At 63.6% G+C, this 20,615-nt stretch carries 17 protein-coding genes and 1 tRNA gene; 11 read left to right on the top strand and 7 right to left on the bottom strand.

Annotated features, from left to right (window positions below):
* Positions 1–70: 70 nt before the first annotated feature.
* From F3J44_RS07930 to F3J44_RS07915, 4 genes are all read right to left on the bottom strand, one after another.
* Positions 71–146 (bottom strand) — tRNA-Phe (locus F3J44_RS07930).
* Between the two features lie 90 nt (positions 147–236).
* Positions 237–509, bottom strand: a complete 273-nt coding sequence (locus tag F3J44_RS07925; RefSeq protein ID WP_167067467.1) for an oxidative damage protection protein — start codon at positions 507–509, stop codon at positions 237–239.
* Positions 506–1,573, bottom strand: coding sequence for an A/G-specific adenine glycosylase (gene mutY, locus F3J44_RS07920; RefSeq protein ID WP_167067469.1), 1,068 nt, complete (start codon positions 1,571–1,573; stop codon positions 506–508). The genes F3J44_RS07925 and mutY overlap by 4 nt, the downstream gene beginning before the upstream one ends.
* Positions 1,570–3,807 (bottom strand): AsmA family protein, encoded by a 2,238-nt coding sequence (locus F3J44_RS07915; protein WP_167271562.1) that lies wholly within the window; start codon positions 3,805–3,807, stop codon positions 1,570–1,572. Before F3J44_RS07915 ends, mutY begins: the two co-directional genes overlap by 4 nt.
* Positions 3,808–4,234: 427 nt before the next feature.
* On the opposite strand from F3J44_RS07915, the gene F3J44_RS07910 reads away from it, so the two are divergent.
* The 6 genes from F3J44_RS07910 to hisF all read left to right on the top strand — a co-directional run bounded on the left by F3J44_RS07910 (position 4,235) and on the right by hisF (position 9,193).
* The gene (locus F3J44_RS07910) at positions 4,235–5,896 is read left to right on the top strand and encodes an OFA family MFS transporter (protein ID WP_167067473.1); all 1,662 of its coding nucleotides are present in this window, start codon (positions 4,235–4,237) and stop codon (positions 5,894–5,896) included.
* 257 nt (positions 5,897–6,153) lie between these two features.
* A complete protein-coding gene (gene hisB / locus F3J44_RS07905; RefSeq protein ID WP_023532883.1) occupies positions 6,154–6,747 on the top strand; it encodes an imidazoleglycerol-phosphate dehydratase HisB in 594 nt (197 codons plus the stop codon).
* Entirely contained in the window at positions 6,748–7,386 is a 639-nt protein-coding gene (hisH, locus tag F3J44_RS07900) for an imidazole glycerol phosphate synthase subunit HisH (protein ID WP_167067475.1), read from the top strand. It abuts the gene before it with no gap.
* Positions 7,387–7,647: a DUF2164 domain-containing protein gene (locus F3J44_RS07895; RefSeq protein WP_167271560.1), complete on the top strand. Its 261-nt coding sequence runs from the start codon at positions 7,387–7,389 to the stop codon at positions 7,645–7,647.
* A gap of 27 nt (positions 7,648–7,674) precedes the next feature.
* Positions 7,675–8,412 carry a 1-(5-phosphoribosyl)-5-[(5-phosphoribosylamino)methylideneamino]imidazole-4-carboxamide isomerase gene (hisA, locus tag F3J44_RS07890; RefSeq protein WP_167067479.1) on the top strand — a complete coding sequence of 246 codons (738 nt, stop codon included), beginning with the start codon at positions 7,675–7,677 and terminating at the stop codon, positions 8,410–8,412.
* Positions 8,413–8,422: 10 nt separating this feature from the next.
* Entirely contained in the window at positions 8,423–9,193 is a 771-nt protein-coding gene (gene hisF / locus F3J44_RS07885) for an imidazole glycerol phosphate synthase subunit HisF (RefSeq protein ID WP_011536177.1), read from the top strand.
* 119 nt (positions 9,194–9,312) lie between these two features.
* Here the strand turns inward: hisF and choV are convergent, their stop codons facing one another.
* From choV to choX, 3 genes are all read right to left on the bottom strand, one after another.
* Positions 9,313–10,491 carry a choline ABC transporter ATP-binding protein gene (gene choV, locus F3J44_RS07880; protein ID WP_167067481.1) on the bottom strand — a complete coding sequence of 393 codons (1,179 nt, stop codon included), beginning with the start codon at positions 10,489–10,491 and terminating at the stop codon, positions 9,313–9,315.
* A complete protein-coding gene (gene choW / locus F3J44_RS07875; RefSeq protein WP_167067483.1) occupies positions 10,488–11,333 on the bottom strand; it encodes a choline ABC transporter permease subunit in 846 nt (281 codons plus the stop codon). Before choW ends, choV begins: the two co-directional genes overlap by 4 nt.
* Positions 11,334–11,417: 84 nt before the next feature.
* Positions 11,418–12,365: a choline ABC transporter substrate-binding protein gene (gene choX, locus F3J44_RS07870; protein ID WP_167067485.1), complete on the bottom strand. Its 948-nt coding sequence runs from the start codon at positions 12,363–12,365 to the stop codon at positions 11,418–11,420.
* A gap of 442 nt (positions 12,366–12,807) precedes the next feature.
* Between choX and F3J44_RS07865 the strand changes: the two genes are divergently transcribed.
* The 5 genes from F3J44_RS07865 (at position 12,808) to F3J44_RS07845 (ending at position 20,605) form a co-directional block, all read left to right on the top strand.
* On the top strand, positions 12,808–14,184 hold the full coding sequence (locus F3J44_RS07865) for an L-serine ammonia-lyase (RefSeq protein WP_167271558.1): 1,377 nt from the start codon (positions 12,808–12,810) through the stop codon (positions 14,182–14,184).
* A 551-nt stretch (positions 14,185–14,735) separates the two neighbouring features.
* A complete protein-coding gene (locus F3J44_RS07860) occupies positions 14,736–15,773 on the top strand; it encodes a GlxA family transcriptional regulator (protein ID WP_240158279.1) in 1,038 nt (345 codons plus the stop codon).
* A 153-nt stretch (positions 15,774–15,926) separates the two neighbouring features.
* A complete protein-coding gene (locus tag F3J44_RS07855; RefSeq protein WP_167067491.1) occupies positions 15,927–16,427 on the top strand; it encodes a sigma-70 family RNA polymerase sigma factor in 501 nt (166 codons plus the stop codon).
* A 97-nt stretch (positions 16,428–16,524) separates the two neighbouring features.
* On the top strand, positions 16,525–17,481 hold the full coding sequence (locus tag F3J44_RS07850) for a FecR family protein (protein WP_167271556.1): 957 nt from the start codon (positions 16,525–16,527) through the stop codon (positions 17,479–17,481).
* A 283-nt stretch (positions 17,482–17,764) separates the two neighbouring features.
* Entirely contained in the window at positions 17,765–20,605 is a 2,841-nt protein-coding gene (locus F3J44_RS07845) for a TonB-dependent receptor (protein WP_167271554.1), read from the top strand.
* Positions 20,606–20,615: the final 10 nt, after the last annotated feature.

Raw genomic sequence — 20,615 nt, 5'->3', positions numbered from 1 at the left:
AAAAAACCCGCACTAGGCGGGTTTCTTGTTGTCGCTTCGGGTAACTTTGCAACCACCAGAAGCTTGAAGGTGGTGCCCAGAGACGGAGTCGAACCGCCGACACGAGGATTTTCAATCCTCTGCTCTACCGACTGAGCTATCTGGGCGACGAGGTGAATTAAATAGATTTTCTGGCGGCCCGTCAACGACTTTTTGAAAAAATTTTAAATTAATTCCGTCGCTTACGATTCGTGGGGTCATTCCGAGGGGGGAACGTAGCCTTCCGCCTGGGCGTATTCCTCGCCGGCGAAAAACTTGTCCATCTCGACCTGGAGGAATTTTCGGTCCTCGCCATTCATCATGTTCAGGCGCTTTTCGTTGATCAGCATGGTCTGGTGCTTCTTCCAGTCTTCCCAGGCTTTCTCCGAGATGTGGTCGAAGATGTCCTGGCCCTTGGCGCCGGGGTAGGGCGGGCGCGGCAGGCCTGGGAGTTCTTCTTTGTACTTGCGGCACATCACGGTGCGGGTCATCGGGCTTCTCCTGCAATCAGTTCGTCGGCCGCGCGTTTGAGCAGCTTCTTGACCGGGGCGGCGAGGCCCAGGCGCGGCGGGGTGGCGAGGTTATACCAGAGCCAGTCGGCCTCGGCCACGTGCTGGCCGACCGGGTCGACACGCACCAGCCACGGCTCGATGGCCAGCTGGAAGTGGCTGAAGGTGTGGGTCAGGCCGTCCAGGGCACGGCTGTCGGCCAGGCGCAGGCCGTGCTGGTAGGCAAGGTCGTCGAGCTGGGCGATGTCTTCGAGCTCCGGCAGGCTCCACAACCCACCCCACAACCCGCTGGACGGGCGACGGTAAAGCAGGATGGCGCCTTCGTGGTTGGCCAGCAGCGGCATCAGCGTGCGCCGTTGTGGCAGCGCCTTGCGTGGCTTGGGCTCGGGGTAGCGGGTTTCTTCACCGTGCAGGTGCGCTTCGCAGCCGCGCTGCAGCGGGCAGATCAGGCAACTGGGCTTGCTGCGCGTGCACAGCGTGGCGCCCATGTCCATCATCGCCTGGGTGTAATGGTTGGCGCGTTGCTGCGGGGTGAAGCGCTCGGCGCTGGCCCACAGCTGGTTGGCCACCTTCGGCTCGCCGGGGTAGCCGGCCTGGGCGGTGTAGCGGGCGAGCACGCGCTTCACGTTGCCGTCCAGGATCGGTGCGCGAATGCCCATGCTGATACTGGCGATGGCGCCGGCGGTGGAACGGCCGATGCCGGGCAGCTCGGTCAGCTGCTCGACGCTGCGAGGGAATTCGCCGCCATGCTGCTCGACGACGATTTTGGCCGCTTTCTGCAGGTTGCGCGCGCGGGTGTAGTAACCCAGGCCCGTCCACAGGTGCAGCACTTCGTCCTCCGGCGCTTCAGCCAGGGCGTGCACGGTCGGCAAGGCCTGCATGAAGCGGTCGAAGTAGTTGAGCACGGTGCTCACCTGGGTTTGCTGCAGCATGATTTCCGACACCCACACGCGGTAGGGGTTGATGCCCTGCTGCCAGGGCAAGTCGTGGCGACCATGCTGGTCGTACCAATCCAGCACGGCGCTGGAGAACTGCGTGGGGGTCATCGCTTGAACAGCCCCTTGAGCGCGTCTTTGAGTTCTGGGCTCACTTTGTCTCCGAGTTTTTCTTCAATCTTGTCTTTCAGGCGGTTGCCAGCCAGCTTGGCGGCGACCTTGCCCAGGCCGTCCTGGTCCAGGCGGCAGGCCTTGGCGCCCAGCTCCAGTGGGCCGCGGCAGCGCAGGGGCACTTCCACCCCGACGAAGCGCTCGCCCACCTGGCAGGCCGGGTCGGGCATGGCGCGCTGGTCACCTTCGACGATTACACCGACGTTGTAATCCATGCCCAGCACGCGCAGGTCGAGGTCGCCATGGCCGTTGACGGTCAGGCCCGGGATACGTGCCTTGAGGTCCGGGTTGCTGGCCACGCCATTGCGAATCACTAGGCTGCCGCGCAGTTCCTGGAACGGCGTGTCCTTGCCACGGGGTTCGCCGCTGAGGTTCTTGCGGTTGAGGGTGGCGATGGCCTGGCACAGCTGCTGTTCAAGGTTGGCGTTAACCAGCACGCCGTCGTTGATGGTGAAGTTTGCGCTGCCATTGAGGGTATCCACCAGTGCCTTCTGGCTGTTTCCGGTGGCGGTCAGATCGCTGGTCAGCGTCAGCAGGCCCTTGACCGGTGGCGCCTGCTCCTTGCCTTCGGCCTTGATGAAGTGCTCTACCGGAACCCGGTTGATGCGGGTGCTGACGCCCAGCTGAGGCACGGCAGGGCGAACATCGACACTGCCCTTGGCCTCGAAGGTGCCGTTGTAGAGCCCGCCGCGCAGGGCTTGCAGAGTTAGCAGGCCACCTTGGCCGGTGGCTTGCAACTGGGCGTCGCTGATCGGCAGTTTGTCCAGGGTCAGCGCGCCGAAGCTCAGGTCGGCCTGCAGGTCGAGCACGCGCAGGCGGTCGACTGGCAGCAGCTTGTCGTCACTCCAGGCCACCTGGGTGGGGGCATTGGGCAGCGGCGAACTGCCGGCACCGGCCACGGCGCTGGCCTCCTGCTGCTGAACCTCGGCCTGGCGGGCGGCCGTAGCGCCCTTGGCTTGCTCACTTTTGGCTGGCAGGTAACGATCGGCGTCGAACTTGTCGCCCTTGAGTTGCAGGCGCAGGGCCTGCTTGGCGAAGTCTTCGATGGCCACGCGGCCGGTGAAGCTGCTGTCGTCGAGCTTCACCGCCAGGTCGGCCAGGGTCAGGCTGGTGGGCGTGCCTTGCAGGCGGGTCACCAGCTCCAGCTTGTTGAAGGCCGCCGGGTCGTTGGTGGCGGGCAGTGGGTGGCCGACGCCGTCGAGGAAGGTGCGCAGGTTGAACTGGGCAATCGACAGGCCGCCGCTCAGTTGCGGGGTTTTGTCCAGGTCACGCACGTTCAGCTCGCCAAGGGCGCGCAGCTGGTTGGCGGAGATTTTCAGGCCGTTCCACGACGCCACGTTGGCCGCCATGTCGACCAGCAACTGGCCTTGGGCGCCAAAACTCACGGTTTTGCCGCCGGTTGGCTCGCCCGAGGTTTCGCCGCTCAGGCGCAGGTCTTCGAAGTTGTAGCGCTTGAGCTTGCGGTCGAAGCGCAGCTCGCCTGCCAGTTCCGTGCGCGCCTTGATCGCCGGCTGGCTGGCGCTCAGGAAGGCGCTGGCCTTGAGTGCGATATTGGTGCCTTCGTGGACGGGGCCGGTGCTCAGCTGGATGCTTTCGGCGCTGTAGCTCTGGCCGCTGCGGGCATCGGTGAACTGCACGCTGGCGTTGTTCACCGTAAGGCTGTCGATATCCAGCTTCACCGCCCGTTCGCTGCTGGTTTCAGCAGGCTGCGGCGCTTGCCCGGCAGGTGCCTGGGCCGGTGCACCGGCAGTGCCCTCGGTGCTGGCAGGCAGCGGCTTGCCGATGTCTTCCCAGTTGCCATGGCCGTTTTCATCGCGGGCCAGGGTCAGGTTCAGGCCTTCGACGCGCACGTCGCTCATCTGTACCTCGCGGCGCAGCAAGGGCAGCACGCGCACGGAAAGGCCGAGCATCTGCAGGTCGGCGAACGGCTCCTTGGGCTTGGCCAGGGTGGCGATGCTGGCTTCGTGCAGCTCCAGGCCCAGCCACGGGAACAGGCTCCAGCCGATGTCGCCATTGAGAGTCAGCTCGACGTGGGCCTTGTCGCGTGCCAACTGGCGGATCTCGTCTTTGTAGTCGTTGGGATCGAAGAGGTGGGTCAGGGCGAAGCCCAGCGCCACGATGATCAGCAGCAACCCGAGAAGCCCCAGTCCCAGGATTTTGCCGAACGCTTTCATGGGCGAGTCCTTGTAGTCCGTAGTTTGAATTCCGAACGGCTGAGTATAGCGCCGCAGGGGTGGGCCCTGCTCAATCGACTGGCGATGCAGGGCGAATCCAATGATTTGGGGTTTCGACAGTTGTCGTGTTGGCAGTTCCTTTTGGGCTGGATTCTTCGCGGGCAAGCCCGCTCCCACCGCTACCGTGCTACCCGCGAAGAGGCCGGTGCAGGAGACGCAGAAATACCGTTTCAGCCACGCTATAAATAACGATGTCAGATTGCTTTCATGTCATCGGCGAACTGGTACCCTTGTGCTGCTTTGCGGAGCGCATGCGGCGGATTGTCGCAGGCGTTGCCCAGGGATAAGGCCAGTTCGCCCTGCGTGCGAGAACAAGAGCCCGGGAACCTTTCCGCCAGCACCGTCCACCTACAAAAGGATCGAATCCATGAGCAGTACCATCACGGCAGATGGCCAGGTCCGTGAGCCTGGTTTCCTGTCGAAGGAGCGCATCATCGCCCGCCCGGGCTTCAACCGCTGGCTGGTGCCGCCAGCCGCCCTGGCTATCCACCTGTGCATCGGCATGGCCTACGGCTTCTCGGTGTTCTGGCTGCCGCTGTCGCAAGCCATTGGCATCACCGCACCTGTTGCCTGTTCAGCGGACATGGGCTTCATTGCCCGCCTGTTCAGCGCCACATGCGACTGGCCAATTTCGATGTTGAGCTGGACCTACACCCTGTTCTTCGTGTTCCTCGGCTGCTCGGCCGCGGTGCTCGGCGGTTGGCTGGAACATGCCGGCCCGCGCAAGGCGGGCCTGGTATCGGCACTGTGCTGGTGTGGCGGCATGCTGATCTCGGCGATCGGCGTGAAAACCCATCAGCTGTGGCTGATGTGGCTGGGTTCCGGAGTAATCGGCGGTATCGGCCTTGGCCTGGGCTACATCTCGCCGGTGTCGACCCTGATCAAGTGGTTCCCGGACAAACGCGGCATGGCCACCGGCATGGCGATCATGGGCTTCGGCGGCGGCGCCATGGTGGGTGCTCCACTGGCCACCGCGCTGATGGGCCACTTCGGCAATGAACATGAAGTGGGTGTGTGGCAGAGTTTCGTCGCCATGGCCGCGATCTACTTCGTGTTCATGACCGCCGGCGCCCTGGCCTACCGCGTGCCGCCTACCGGTTGGAAGCCTGAAGGCTGGGTGCCACCGGTGAAGAAGGTGGGTAACGGCATGGTCACCGACCGCCACGTGCACGTCAGCGTCGCCTGGAAAACCCCGCAATTCGCCCTGGTGTGGCTGGTGCTGTGCCTGAACGTCTCGGCCGGTATCGGCATCCTCGGCATGGCCTCGCCGCTACTGCAGGAAGTGTTCGCCGGCAAGCTGCTGGGCAACGAGCTGAGCTTTGCCGAGCTCAATGCCGCGCAGCTGGCGCAGATTGCCGCGATTGCCGCTGGCTTCACCGGCCTGCTGAGCCTGTTCAACATTGGCGGGCGCTTCTTCTGGGCCTCGTTCTCCGACTACATTGGCCGCAAGAACACCTACTTCGCCTTCTTCGCCCTGGGCGTCGGCTTGTACAGCCTGGTGCCGAACATGGGCCATATCGGCAACGTGGCACTGTTCGTGGCAGCGTTCTGCATCATCCTGTCGATGTACGGCGGCGGTTTCGCCACGGTGCCGGCGTACCTGGCCGACCTGTTCGGCACGCAGATGGTCGGCGCCATTCACGGCCGCCTGCTGACCGCCTGGGCTGCCGCTGGCGTGCTGGGGCCGGTGCTGATCACCTACCTGCGCGAGTCGCAGCTGGCGGCGGGCGTAGAGCGTGCGGCGGCGTACGACATGACCCTGTACATCCTCGCGGGCCTTCTGGTGCTGGGCTTCATCTGCAACCTGCTGATCCGCCCAGTGGCCGACAAGTACTTCATGAGCGAGGCCGAGCTGGCTGCCGAGCGAGCGTTGAGCCACGACAAAGGCGCCGATGGTGCGCGTTCGCTGGAGTGGAAGGCCGCGCCTGGCAGCTTGCCGCTGGTGCTGATTGCCTGGGCGGTGGTGGTTGTGCCGCTGGCCTGGGGGGTGTGGATTACCCTGCAGAAAACGGCCGTTCTGTTCCATTGATGTGATGGGGCATGGGGCGCTTCTAGCGCCCCTTTCGCGACTTTCAGTCGCTCCTACCTGGCGCAGTTCAAGCCCCCGTAGGAGCGACTGCAAGTCGCGATGGGCTGCAAAGCAGCCCCAATCCCACTTGTATAGACCTGTAAACCGCCAAGCCCCCCGCAATTGCTCGCCATGCCATATGTCATCCGCGTTTCAAGCCGGCGCGTTCTGGGCCTATAATGGAGCCCTTTTCGCCCAATGATTTTGCGGAGCTGGTGATGGTCGAACGTAAGGCTTCCGTCGAGCGCAATACCCTGGAAACCCAGGTCAAGTGCTCGATCAACCTCGATGGCAGTGGCAAGGCCCGATTCGATATCGGTGTGCCTTTCCTTGAACACATGCTGGACCAGATCGCCCGCCATGGGCTGATCGATCTGGATATCGAGTGCAAGGGCGACCTGCATATCGACGATCACCATACCGTCGAAGACGTCGGTATCACCCTGGGCATGGCATTCGCCCAGGCCATCGGCGACAAGAAAGGCATCTTCCGCTACGGCCATGCCTACGTGCCGCTGGACGAAGCGCTGTCGCGCGTGGTCATCGACTTCTCCGGCCGCCCTGGCCTGCAGATGCATGTGCCGTACACCCGTGCCAGCGTCGGCGGTTTCGATGTCGACCTGTTCCAGGAGTTCTTCCAGGGCTTCGTCAACCACGCCCTGGTGACCCTGCACATCGACAACCTGCGTGGCCACAACACCCACCACCAGATCGAAACCGTGTTCAAGGCTTTTGGCCGCGCCCTGCGCATGGCCGTGACCCTCGACGAGCGCATGGCCGGGCAGATGCCGTCGACCAAAGGGTGCCTGTAAATGCAGACGGTAGCCGTAATCGACTATGGCATGGGCAACCTGCACTCGGTGGCCAAGGCACTTGAGCACGTAGGTGCCGGCAAGGTGCTGGTCACCAGCGACGCCGCGGTGATCCGTGAGGCCGACCGCGTGGTGTTCCCCGGTGTGGGCGCGATCCGCGACTGCATGGCTGAAATTCGCCGCCTGGGCTTTGACAGCCTGGTTCGTGAAGTGAGCCAGGACCGCCCGTTCCTGGGCATCTGCGTTGGCATGCAGGCGCTGCTGGAGCACAGCGAGGAGAACGAAGGCGTCGACTGCATCGGCCTGTTCCCTGGCCAGGTACGCTTCTTCGGCAAAGACCTCAAGCAAGACGGTGAGCACCTGAAGGTGCCGCACATGGGCTGGAACGAAGTCAGCCAGTGCGTCGACCACCCGCTGTGGCACGACATCCCGGACCTTGCGCGTTTCTACTTCGTGCACAGCTACTACATCAATGCCGGCAAGCCAGGCCAGGTGGTCGGCCGTGGCCACTACGGCGTCGACTTTGCCGCCGCGCTGGCCGACGGCTCGCGCTTTGCCGTGCAGTTCCACCCGGAGAAGAGCCATACCCATGGCCTGCAGCTGCTGCAGAACTTCGTCGCCTGGGACGGGCGCTGGTAAATGAGCCGTTCGAAGACCAAGGCCCCGATCCTTACCCTGGCGCCCGAGCAGGAGCGCCAGGCGCTCGACACCTTGAAGCGCTTCCTGGAAGACCGCTTCGAGCTGACGCTTGGCTCGTTCGAGGTGGCCGAGGTACTCGAACTGTTCAGCAAAGAAATTGCACCCCATTACTACAACAGGGCGATCGCCGATGTTCAGCTGCACCTCAAGGAGCGGTTCGAGAGCATCGAAAGCGATCTGTGGGCGCTCGAAAAGCCCTGAACCCCCAAGAACAGACAGGTTCCCAAGATGCTGATTATCCCCGCTATCGATCTGAAGGACGGTGCCTGCGTGCGCCTGCGCCAGGGCCGCATGGAAGACTCCACGGTATTTTCCGACGACCCGGTGAGCATGGCCGCCAAGTGGGTCGAAGGTGGCTGCCGCCGCCTGCACCTGGTTGACCTCAATGGCGCCTTCGAAGGCCAGCCGGTCAACGGTGAAGTGGTCACCGCCATCGCCAAGCGCTACCCGAACCTGCCGATCCAGATCGGCGGCGGCATCCGCTCGCTGGAAACCATCGAGCACTACGTCAAGGCCGGCGTCAGCTACGTGATCATCGGCACCAAGGCGGTCAAGCAGCCCGAGTTCGTTGCCGAGGCCTGCAAGGCCTTCCCGGGCAAGGTCATCGTTGGCCTGGACGCCAAGGACGGTTTCGTTGCCACCGACGGCTGGGCCGAGGTGAGTTCGGTGCAGGTCATCGACCTGGCCAAGCGTTTCGAGGCCGATGGCGTCTCGGCGATCGTCTACACCGACATCGCCAAGGACGGCATGATGCAGGGGTGCAACGTGCCCTTCACCCAGGCCCTGGCCCAAGCCACCTCGATCCCGGTGATCGCTTCGGGCGGCATCCACAACCTGGGTGACATCAAGGCCCTGCTGGACGCCAAGACCCCAGGCATCATCGGCGCCATCACCGGCCGTGCCATCTACGAAGGCACCCTCGATGTCGCCGAGGCCCAGGCCTTCTGCGACAACTACCAAGGCTGAGGACTGAACCATGGCACTGGCCAAGCGCATCATCCCTTGCCTGGACGTGGACAACGGCCGGGTGGTCAAGGGCGTCAAGTTCGAGAACATCCGTGATGCCGGCGACCCGGTGGAAATCGCCCGTCGCTACAACGAGCAAGGTGCCGACGAAATCACCTTCCTCGACATCACCGCCAGCGTCGATGGCCGCGACACCACCCTGCATACCGTCGAGCGCATGGCCAGCCAGGTGTTCATCCCGCTGACCGTTGGCGGTGGCGTGCGCACCGTGCAGGATATCCGCAACCTGCTCAATGCCGGTGCCGACAAGGTGTCGATCAACACCGCCGCGGTGTTCAACCCGGAGTTCGTCGGCGAGGCAGCGGACCGCTTCGGTTCGCAGTGCATCGTTGTCGCCATCGACGCCAAGAAAGTCTCCGGCCCAGGCGAAGCGCCGCGCTGGGAGATCTTCACCCACGGCGGGCGCAAGCCGACCGGGCTGGATGCGGTTGAATGGGCGAAGAAGATGGAAGGCCTGGGGGCAGGGGAAATCCTGCTGACCAGCATGGATCAGGACGGCATGAAGAACGGCTTCGACCTGGGCGTTACCCGTGCCATCAGCGATGCGCTGGGGATTCCGGTGATTGCGTCCGGGGGCGTGGGCAACCTGCAGCACCTGGCGGACGGGATTCTGGAAGGGCATGCCAGCGCGGTGCTGGCGGCCAGTATCTTCCACTTTGGCGAGTACACCGTGCCAGAGGCCAAGGCCTACATGGCTTCGCGTGGGATTGTGGTTCGCTGAACGACCGATTGGGGCTGCTTTGCAGCCCATCGCGACCAAGGGTCGCTCCTACAGGGGAACGCGTATCCTGGTAGGAGCGACCCTTGGTCGCGATGGGCCGCACAGCGGCCCCAATGGCCTCACCCGTGATTCTTGCCGAGCAAGGCGTGATAAAGCTCGGTATCCCCAAGAATCCCCACCACCTTGTCGTTTTCCTGCAGCACCAGCTTGTTGCCCGTCTGGTAACGAATCTGCAGCGCCTCGCGCATGCCAATGTCGGCATGCACCAACGTCGGTTTGCGCCCCAGCCCTTCCACGGCCTGCCCCGGCGCCCAGTTCTGCATGTCCAGCCCGTTCTGCCCCTGGCGTGCACGCTTGATCGAATTCCCCTCGCCCAGGTCCAGCCAGGAATCGCCGCCTGGGTCCAGGCACACCGAGCCGTTGACCCGCTTGCAGTTGTCCAGGCTGCGCATCAGGCTGCGCCCGCACAGCACATTCAACGGGTTGGTATGGGCAACGAAGGTGCGCACGTATTCGTCGGCCGGGTTCAGCACGATTTCTTCGGGCTTGCTGTACTGGATGATCCGCCCGTCCTTCATGATGGCGATGCGGCTGCCCAGCTTCAGCGCCTCGTCAAGGTCGTGGCTGACGAACACGATGGTTTTGCTCAGTTTTGCCTGCAGGCCCAGCAGCTCGTCCTGCAGCCCCTGGCGAATCAGCGGGTCGAGCGCCGAGAACGGCTCGTCCATCAGCAGGATGTCGGCATCCATCGCCAGCGCCCGGGCCAGGCCCACGCGCTGCTGCATGCCGCCGGAAAGCTCGTCCGGCTTCTTGTTGCGCCACTGGGTCAGGCCCACCAGTTCGAGCTTTTCGTCCACCAGCTTGCGCCGTTCCTTCTCCGGGCGGCCCTGCATTTCCAGGCCGAAGCTGATGTTCTCGCGCACCGTCAGCCAAGGCATCAGGGCGAACTTCTGGAACACCATGGCGATGCGCTTGGTGCGCATCATCTTCAGCTCTGCGGGGGTGCAATGGGCAATGTCGATGTGCTTGCCTTCATGCTCGACGAACAGCTTGCCGCGGCTGACGGTGTTCAGGCCGTTGATGCAGCGCAGCAGGCTCGACTTGCCCGAGCCGGACAGGCCCATCAGCACGCAGATCTCGCCCTTGTTGATGTCCAGGTTGGCCTTTTCCACACCCACCACCAGGCCCGTCTGCTTGAGGATCTGCTCGCGGGTGTGGCCTTTGTCCAGCAGCGCCAGCGCCTCGCGCGGCTTGTTGGAGAAGATGACGTCGACGTCTTCGAAACGAATGATGCTCATGCCTCACCCCTTACCGGCAGTTCCGGTTGCTTGCAGATACGGTCGAGCATGATCGCCAGCAGCACGATCGCCAGGCCCGCTTCGAAGCCCAGGGAGATATCGGCGGTGTTCAGTGCGTTGACCACGGGTTTGCCCAGGCCGTCGGCGCCCACCAGGGCGGCGATCACCACCATCGACAGCGACAGCATGATGCACTGGGTAACGCCGGCGGCGATGCTGGGCATCGCGTGCGGCAGTTCGATACGGGTAAGCAGTTGGCGGCGCGAGCAGCCAAAGGCCTTGCCCGCGTCCATCAGCTCCTGGGGCACGTCGCAGATGCCCAGGTAGGTGAGGCGGATGGGCGCGGCGATGGCGAACACCACCGTCGAGATCAGCCCCGGCACCACGCCCAGGCCGAACAGGGTCAGGGTGGGAATCAGGTAGACGAAGGTGGGCACCGTCTGCATCAGGTCCAGCACCGGGCGCATGGCGGTGTAGAACATCGGCCTGTGCGCCGCGAGGATGCCCAGCGGCACGCCGATGGCCACGCAAACCACGGTGGCGAAGGTCACCTGGGCCAGGGTTTCCATGGTTTCCTGCCAGTACCCAAGGTTCAGGATCAGCAGGAAGGACAGGGCGACGAACACGGTCAGTGCCCACTTGCGCTGGATCAGGTGCGCGAGGGCCGCGAACAGGGCAATCAGCACGAATGGGTTGAAGAAGGTGAGGGTACTGGTGACGCCATGGATCATGAACTCCAGGCCTCGGGCGATGGCGTCGAAGTAATTCGCGCCGTTCTGGGTCAGCCATTCCACGAACGACGCGATGTACTGGCCCAGGGGTATTTTCTGATCGATAAGCATGATAGCGAGCTTCCACCTGCAAAGATTGAAATCAGTCCGGGGCGGGCACGGTCCCGCCCCGAGGTAGCGCTACGACGTATTGCGTTATTGAGCGAGCTTGGCCTTGGCCGCCTCAAGGCCCGGCTTGCCGTCCACGGTGGTAACGCCCGCAAGCCAGGTGTCCAGCTTGCCGGGGTTGTCCTTGAGCCATTTCTTGGCAGCCGCTTCGGGCTTCATCTTGTCGTCCAGGACATAGCCCATCATGGTGCTTTCATCCTTGAGCTCGAACGACAGGTTCTTCAGCAGTTGGCCGACGTTGCTGCACTGCTCTACATAACCCTTGCGGGTGTTGGTCAGCACGGTGGCCTTGCCGAACTCGGGGCCGAAGAAATCGTCCCCGCCGGTGAGGTACTGCATCTTGAAACGGGTGTTCATCGGGTGCGGCTCCCAGCCCAGGAACACGATGGCCTCATCGCGTTTCTGCGCCCGGTCGACCTGCGCCAGCATGCCGGCCTCGCTCGACTGAACAATCTTGAAACCGGCGTCCTTCAGGCCGAAGGCATTCTTGTCGATCATGCTCTGGATGGTGCGGTTGCCATCGTTGCCGGGTTCGATGCCGTAGATCTTGCCTTCCAGTTCCTTCTTGAACTTGGGAATGTCGCTGAAATCCTTCAGCCCCTTGTCATACAGCGCCTGGGGAACGGCCAGGGTGTACTTGGCGTTTTCCAGGTTGGCCCGCACGGTGTCCACCGTACCAGCGTCGCGGTACTGCTTGATGTCGTTCTCCATGGTCGGCATCCAGTTGCCGAGAAACACGTCCAGGTCCTTGCCGGTGGCCAGCGACTTGTAGGTCACCGGTACCGAGATCATGGTGGTGTGGGTTTTGTAACCCAGTGCTTCGAGCACAACGCTGGTGGTCGCCGTGGTGACGGTGATGTCGGTCCAGCCGACATCGGAGAAGCGTACCGTCTCGCATTCCGTGGGTTCGGCGGCCTGGGCCAGCAGCGGCGCGGACAGCAGCGCAGCCAGCAACAGCGAGGGTGAACCTTTCATGGGTGGACTCCTGTGATTTTGTCTTCGGGTTCGCATGGGTCGCCGGGCTTTCTCAGGGTCCGGTCGACCAGGCCTGCAGAGGGCAGGTTGCGTGGCCGTGCTTTACGAGTCGCTTTCGATAATCCTCCAGCGCCGGGCAATCGCCTACTGGTGGGGTCGTAACCAGTACGTAACGGGTCGCATCCAGTACGGGCGATGTCGCTTATGGATTTTTCCACCGGTGCCCGCGCATTTTTGCGTCACCAGGGCGCCCGAAAGCGGCGCGCCAGTGGCCAAAATGGCTGCGGCGCAGGTGGACAAAAGTACGTCGGTTGCAGACGGCGAGGGGGTAGGCAAAAGCCCGATGATGCTTGCATTCCTGGCGGCTCGCTGCTTCAGCCTAGCAGTTGCACCGCCCTGCGCATGGCGCGCAGAGACAAGCCCAGCAAGAGGTGAAGCGACAATGGCCATCAGCGTGTTCGACCTGTTCAAGATCGGTGTCGGGCCTTCCAGCTCCCACACCGTTGGCCCCATGCGTGCTGGCGCCCTGTTCGTCCAGGGCCTGCGCGAACGCGGCGAGCTGGACCAGGTGCGAAGGATCGAAGTGCGCCTGTATGGCTCGCTGTCGGCCACCGGCGTCGGCCACGGCACCGACAACGCCACCATCATGGGACTGATGGGCGAATGGCCCGACGCCATCGACCCCACCCAGATCGTTCCGCGTATCGCCGACCTGCGCGAAACCAACACCCTGCAGCTGGATAACCGCTTGCCCATCGAGTTCATCTGGGCCCGCGACATGCTGCTGCTGGACGAGAACCTGCCCTACCACCCCAACGCCATGACCCTGGTCGCCGAAGGCGCCCAGGGCGAGTTGCACCGCGACACCTACTACTCGGTGGGCGGTGGTTTCGTGGTCGATGCCGCCCAGGCCGCCAGCGGTGTGCTGGACGCCGACCAGACGGTGTTGCCGTACGATTTCAACAGCGCCGCTGAGCTGCTGCGCCTGTGCAAGCAAAACGACCTCAGCGTGTCGCAATTGATGATGGCCAACGAGAGGGTCTGGCGCAGCGAGGAGGAGATCCGCGCGGGCCTCTACAAGCTCTGGGAAGCCATGCAGGAGTGCGTCAACAACGGCCTGAAGTACGAAGGCACGCTGCCCGGTGGGCTCAATGTGCGCCGCCGCGCCGCCAAGCTGCACCGTAGCCTGCAGGAAATCGGCAAGCCCAACGTGATTGGCTCGACCATGAGCGCCATGGAATGGGTGAACCTGTTCGCCCTGGCGGTCAACGAAGAAAACGCCGCCGGCGGGCGCATGGTCACCGCGCCCACCAACGGCGCGGCTGGCATCATTCCCGCAGTACTGCACTACTACATGCGCTTCAGCGATGCGGTCACCGAGTCCAGCGTGGTCGACTACTTCCTCGCTGCTGCAGCGGTCGGCATCCTGTGCAAGAAGAATGCGTCGATTTCCGGTGCCGAGGTGGGGTGCCAGGGCGAGGTCGGCTCGGCCTGCGCCATGGCCGCTGCAGGGCTGGCCGAAGTGCTGGGGGCCACCCCGCCACAGGTGGAGAACGCAGCCGAGATTGCCCTGGAGCACAACCTTGGGCTGACCTGCGACCCGGTCGGCGGGTTGGTGCAGGTGCCGTGCATCGAGCGCAACGCGATTGCTGCCGTAAAGGCCATCAACGCGGTGCAGATGGCCTTGCGCGGTGATGGCGAGCACTTCATCTCCCTCGACCAGGTGATCCGCACCATGCGTGACACCGGTGCCGACATGCACGACAAGTACAAGGAAACTTCGCGCGGTGGTTTGGCTGTAAGCGCCATCGAATGCTGAGTGCCTGAGTCAGCCTCAAGGGCCCCATCGCGAGCTAGGCTCGCTCCTACAGGACCACGCGTACCCTGTAGGAGCGAGCCTAGCTCGCGATGGGGCCCTTGAATATTTCCAGTGCACCGAGCCCCAATGCAGTGCATGGCCTAAGCTGACCAATCGTCGGCTGTCGTAATCAGCACGACCATTGTCGGTGACACTCAAGAGTGTCGTTTCTGGGCAACCTACACTGCGCGTGTCACCAAATTGCTCAGCCGTTACACGCAAGGCGCTAGTACGCTGGTTTGCGAAGACTCGCCAACTCAACCGAAGTCCCTGATTTGCCGAATGAAGGCGTCGTTTTCAGGTTTTTTCGAATGGCCGTTCAATTTCAGGCACGGCGTTTGCGTTGAGATTGGCAACAAGCCCCTGCACACGAAACCGGGGCCATAACAAGAAATCAGTGCCCGCCTGAGGCACACCCTGCATTTGTGTGAGGAGAAATCGCGATGACGTCGTACACCTCCGGGAATCCAACCCAGAACCGCACAGCACCCCAGTCCATCGGGTTTCTTCTTTTGGACAATTTCACCCTGATTTCCCTGGCATCGGCCGTCGAGCCGCTGCGCATGGCCAACCAGCTGTCCGGCCGTGAGCTGTACCGCTGGCACACCCTGACCGTCGACGGCGGCCAGGTGTGGGCCAGCGACGGCTTGCAGATCACCCCGGATGCCGCCATGCACAGTGCGCCACCGATCGACACCGTGATCGTCTGCGGCGGCGTGGGTATCCAGCGCACCGTTACCCGTGAGCACGTCACCTGGCTGCAAGCCCAGGCCCGCCAGTCGCGCCGCCTGGGCGCGGTGTGCACCGGCAGCTGGGCGCTGGCCTGCGCCGGCCTGCTCGATGGCTTCGACTGCAGCGTGCACTGGGAATGCCTGGCCGCCATGCAGGAGGCCTTCCCGCGGGTCAACATGAGCACCCGCCTGTTCACCCTGGACCGCAACCGCTTCACCAGTTCCGGTGGCACCGCGCCGCTGGACATGATGCTGCACCTGATCAGCCGCGACCACGGCCGCGAGCTGTCGGCAGCGATCTCGGAAATGTTCGTCTACGAGCGCATTCGCAACGAACAGGATCACCAGCGCGTACCGCTCAAGCACATGCTTGGCACCAACCAGCCGAAGCTGCAGGAAATCGTCGCGCTGATGGAGGCCAACCTGGAAGAGCCGATCGACCTCGACGAACTGGCGGTGTACGTGTCGGTTTCGCGGCGCCAGCTCGAACGGTTGTTCCAGAAGTACCTGCATTGTTCGCCGTCGCGCTATTACCTGAAGCTGCGCCTGATTCGTGCGCGGCAGCTGCTCAAGCAAACGCCGATGTCGATCATTGAGGTGGCTTCGGTGTGTGGCTTCGTGTCCACGCCGCACTTCTCCAAGTGCTACCGCGAATACTTTGGTATTCCGCCGCGTGACGAGCGCGTGGGCTCCAACACCACCCAGCAGGTGGCGATGATGCCGATTCCCCAGGCCATGACCCTGTCGCCGCACAGTGGGCCAATGGCGGCCCTGAGCCAGGCGCGCAATGAGTCGACCTTTGCCAGTGTAAGGCTCTGAATTGAGTCGCCTGCTTCGCGGGGCAAGCCCGCTCCTACAGGAGCGGGCTTGCCCCGCGAAGAGGCCGACCCATGCAACACACATCACCTGTTGATAATGATTCTCGACAACAGGTAACATCGCCGCCCCCGAAACACTCTGGCATACCCCTCCGTGGCGGACGACAAACTCCAGCTCTACCTGGCCCACCGGGCGGCATTGCTCGACTATGCCGCGCCGATCGTCGGCTGCCGCGCCCGTGCCGAGGACGTGGTGCAGGAAGCCTGGCTGCGCTTCAGCCGCCAGCAGGACGATGCCGACATCCGCCACCCGGCCAGCTACCTGTACCGCATCGTGCGCAACCTGGCCCTGGACCAAACCCGCCGCAGCGCCACGGAAAAAGCCCAGCCCGGTGGCGACGAGATCCTCGCCGAACTGCCTTCGAGCAGTGCATCGCCCGAGCAGGCCGTTACCCAGCAGAACGAACTGTTCGCCATCAGCCGTGCCCTGGAAGAACTGCCGCAGCGCACCCGCGTGGCGTTCGAGATGCATCGCCTGGGCGGCCATACCCTGCAGGAGGTGGCCACCCACCTGAACGTGTCGGTGAGCCTGGTGCACCAATTGGTGCGCGACGCCCTCAGCCACTGCATGGCGCGCCTGGAGGACGACTTGTGAAAAACCACCAGGCTGCCGCGTCTTTTGCTCAGTGGGGCCGCTCTGTGCGACCCTTCGCGGCCATTCGCACTCCAAGCCACCAGGAGCCTTGCCCGACATGACGTCAGCAGACCTCACATCCAGCCGCCGCGAGCAGGCCCTGGACTGGCTCCTGCGCCTGCAGCAGGCGCCCCTCGATTCGCCCCTGCACAGCGCGTTCGAGCAGTGGTGCGCCAGTGACCCGGCCAACGCCGAGGCTTACCGCAAGGCGCACAAGCTCTGGCAACTAACCGGCCAGCTGGCGCCCACCACCACCGAGCACTGGCCCAAGGCCCAGGTGCTGCCGATGCCTGCCCGGCGCAACCGCCGCTGGTGGCTGGGCGCTGCCGTGGCGGCCTGCTTGCTGGTGGCCGTGGCGCCTTCCCTGAGCCTGCGCCTGCAGGCCGACTACCGCACGGCCCAGGGGGAAACCCGCGACGTCACCCTGGCCGATGGCAGCGTGGTGCAGATGGACAGCGATACCGCCATCGCGGTGGACTACTCGGGCAACCACCGGGACGTGAAGTTGCTTGCCGGGCAGGCCTTCTTCGAGGTGGCGCCCAACAAAGCCAAGCCGTTCCACGTGCGTGCCGATGCCGTCAAGGTGACGGTGACGGGCACGGCGTTCAACGTCGAGCTGCGCCCGGGCAGGGTAGGGGTGGATGTGCAGCATGGCTCGGTGCGGGTCGAGGACAGCGCCGATGGGCATGTGCTTTCCGATGCGCTCACCGCCGGTGAACGGTTGCGCTATGTCGATGGCCTTGTTCAGGTGAAGACCTTCGTGCCGTCCCAGGCCGCGGCCTGGCGCCAGGGGCAATTGATTGCCGATGACCAGCGGGTGGCAGAGCTGGTGCAGGCGCTGGCGCGCTACCTGCCGGGCAAGGTGGTGCTGCGTGACGAGGCGCTGGGTGAGAAGCGGGTGACTGGGGTGTATGACCTGCGCAAGCCTGAGGCGGCCCTGCGAGCGGTGATTCGGCCGCATGGGGGGGAGGTGCGTAGCTATGGGCCTTGGTTGCTGGTGCTGGGTTCGCCTTGAGACATGTTGCGCCGGTGAGATCGAGCGCCGCCCGCGCGGCGCTTCGCGAGCTGCGCTCGCTCCTACGTTTGTTTCGGGCCAATGTTCATGTGGCCATCGTGCGCCACCCCTTGGCGCATGCCTTGATCTCACCTGCGCCCCCAAACCATTTCCCTCGCAAAAATAATTTCACAATTTTCTGAAAATTCCCCGAACTGCCCCGTCTTCTTCCCCGCGCGCAACAACTGATATCGATTCGTATTCAATTTTGCTCCCCGGCGACTGCCCGGGGCGGGGATGTGGCATGACTCAAACAACAAGCCGGAAGCCGCGCAGCGCGCGGGGTTGGTCGTTGCGCCTGAAAAACGTGGCAGGGGCTGGGGTGCTCGGCATGTGCAGCGCCCTGATTGCCTTGCCTGCCAATGCCGAGGCACCTGCAAGGCCCGACGCGGAACTGGCCCAGGTACACCCCTTCGACATCCCGGCGCAAAAACTGGCCATCGCCCTGATTACCTTTGGCCAGCAAAGCGGCCTGCAGGTGACCGTGGATCCCGACCTGCTCGAAGGCCTGCGCAGCGCCCCAGTCCATGGCCAGCTGAGCAGCGAGGCGGCCTTGGCCGAGCTGCTGCTGGGCACCGGCATCACCTGGGACTACGCCTACGGCGCGCTGATGTTTCGCCTGCTGCATGCCGACGCCGGCGCGGTCGAGCTGCATAACACCATGATCCTAGGCGACACCGAGGAAAACAGTTTCATGGGCGCCACGGTCATCGACCGCAAGGCCATCCAGGCGTTTCCCGGTGCCAACGGCGACATCACCACCCTGCTGCAGATGCACCCCAACGTGCAGTTCAGCAGCGACCAGAAAAGCTCCAGCACCCCCGGTGAAATCGACCCGGCCGATATCAGCATCAACGGCGCCAAGTTCTACCAGAACAGCTTCATGATCGACGGCATCTCGATCAACAACGACCTCGACCCAGGCTCCCACAGCTACAACGACACCCGCCAGTTCGACTCCACGCCCAGCCGTGCCCACGGCATCGCCCTGGACGCCGACCTGCTCGAAGAAATCAAGGTCTACGACAGCAACGTGCCGGTGGAATACGGCGGCTTCAACGGCGGCGTGGTCGACGCCATCACCCGCCGCCCCAGCCAGGACCTGCATGGCAAAGTCTCCTATGCCATGAGCCGTTCGGAGTGGACCCGCTACCACATCAGCGGCAAAGACAAGGAAAGCTTCAAGAACTCCACCAGCGAGCAGAGCCAGCCCGAGTTCAAGAAGACCACCGTGCGTGGCACCCTCGAAGGGCATTTCAACGAAGACTTCGGCGCCTTGCTCAACTTCTCGCAGAAGCGCTCGTACCTGCCGCTGCGCACCCACACCAACGGCTACAACAGCCCCAACAGCGACAACGAGCAGGAGCAGACCCGCGCCCTCGACAACTTTCTGCTCAAAACCTACTGGAACATCAACGATCGCCTGACCCTGGACACCTCGATCGTCTATGCGCCGCAGGAAAACACCTACTTCCGCGAAGACAGCGCCAATTCCAGCTTCACCAACATCAACGGTGGCTGGCAGGCCTCGCTGAAAACCACCTACGAAGGCGACAGCGCCCGCTGGACCCAGCAACTGGCGGTGACCGACCTGTACGCCTCGCGCGATTCCGAAAGCGACGAGTTCTACAACTGGTACTGGTCCACCAGCAAAGACTGGGGCAACCCCGAAACCACCAACTCACGCAGCCAGCAAGGCGGCTACGGCAGCCTGTACCAGACCCAGCGCGGCCTTGACTACAAGCTCAAGGCCGACTGGCAAACCTTCGACCTCGGCGCTACCCGGCATACCCTGAGCACCGGCCTGGAACTGGGCTACCAGCGTGCCACCTGGGAGCGCGAGGACGATGCCCTGGCGGTCACTGCCTTTACGCGCGACAACGGCACCTCCTGCGGCAGCGACAGCACCTGCTCCATCGGGGCCCTGCTCAACGGCAGCCGCCGCCAGTACGGCAACGCCATGATGGTGTATGGCGCCGGCCGCGTTGAGCTGGAGCAGAAGAAGTACGCCCTGTTCGTTCAGGACGAGATTGGCTATGGCAACCTCACCCTGCGCCCGGGCCTGCGCTTCGAAGGCGACGACTACATGCAGAAGAAGAGCCTGGCGCCGCGTTTGGCCGGTGACTACGACTTCTTCGGCGACCGCAGCACCGTGCTGGTGTTCGGCGCCAACCGCTACTACGGGCGCAACCTGTTCAAGTACCGCCTGGCCGATGGCCGCCAGGCCTTCACCTCGCGTTACACCCGCAAGGCCCAGACCGACGCCTGGACGCTGGCCAGCACCAACAGCAACCTCAGCCAGTTCCGCAGCATGGACATCCCCTACGATGACGAGCTGATGCTGGGCTTGAACCAGCGCTGGCTGAACACCGACTTCCAGCTCAAGTACATCAACCGCAAGGGCCACGACCAAATCTACCGTACCCGGCCCTATTACAACCTCGACGAGAAAGACATCCCCACCGGCTACAGCAAGGACTACTACGTCTACCTCAACGCCGGCACCAGCGAAACCGAGAACGTCAGCCTGACCGTGACGCCCCTGCAACCGCTGCGGTTCAAGGGCACCACCACCAGCGTGCAGCTGGCGCTGGACTGGTCGCGCAGCAAGGGCGCCCATGGCGCGACCTACGAAGCAGGGGTAGACCGCGAGGAGCTGGACAACGAGCCGGTGGTGTTCGACGGCAAGCTGGTGCCCTACGAGGAGCTGCCGGCCAGCGATTTCAACCGGCCCTGGACTGCGCGCCTGGTGACCATCACCGACATCCCCCAGTGGAACCTGTCGGTGAGCAACTTCCTGCGCTACCGCGGCCCCTACGACCAGGTGGTGAAGGTCAGCCCCGACGCCGAGGTCGACGGCAAAACCTACAGCCGCTACGAAACCGTTGCCACCGCCGCGGCCCCCACCTGGGACCTGCGCCTGGCCTGGGACATCCCCACCGGCAAGGACCAGGCGTTCTTCGTCAACCTCGACGTCACCAACGTGACCGACCAGGTCAACAAGATCGCCAGCCGCACCTCTACCACCGTGGTCAGCTACGAAGTTGGCCGCCAGTACTGGCTGGAAGTCGGCTACCGCTTCTGACCCCATAAAA

Source organism: Pantoea sp. Tr-811, from assembly GCF_011752535.1.
Classification (GTDB): Bacteria; Pseudomonadota; Gammaproteobacteria; order Pseudomonadales; family Pseudomonadaceae; genus Aquipseudomonas.
Note: the sequence above shows the minus strand (reverse complement) of the source record. Positions and strands in the feature narration are given on the sequence as shown.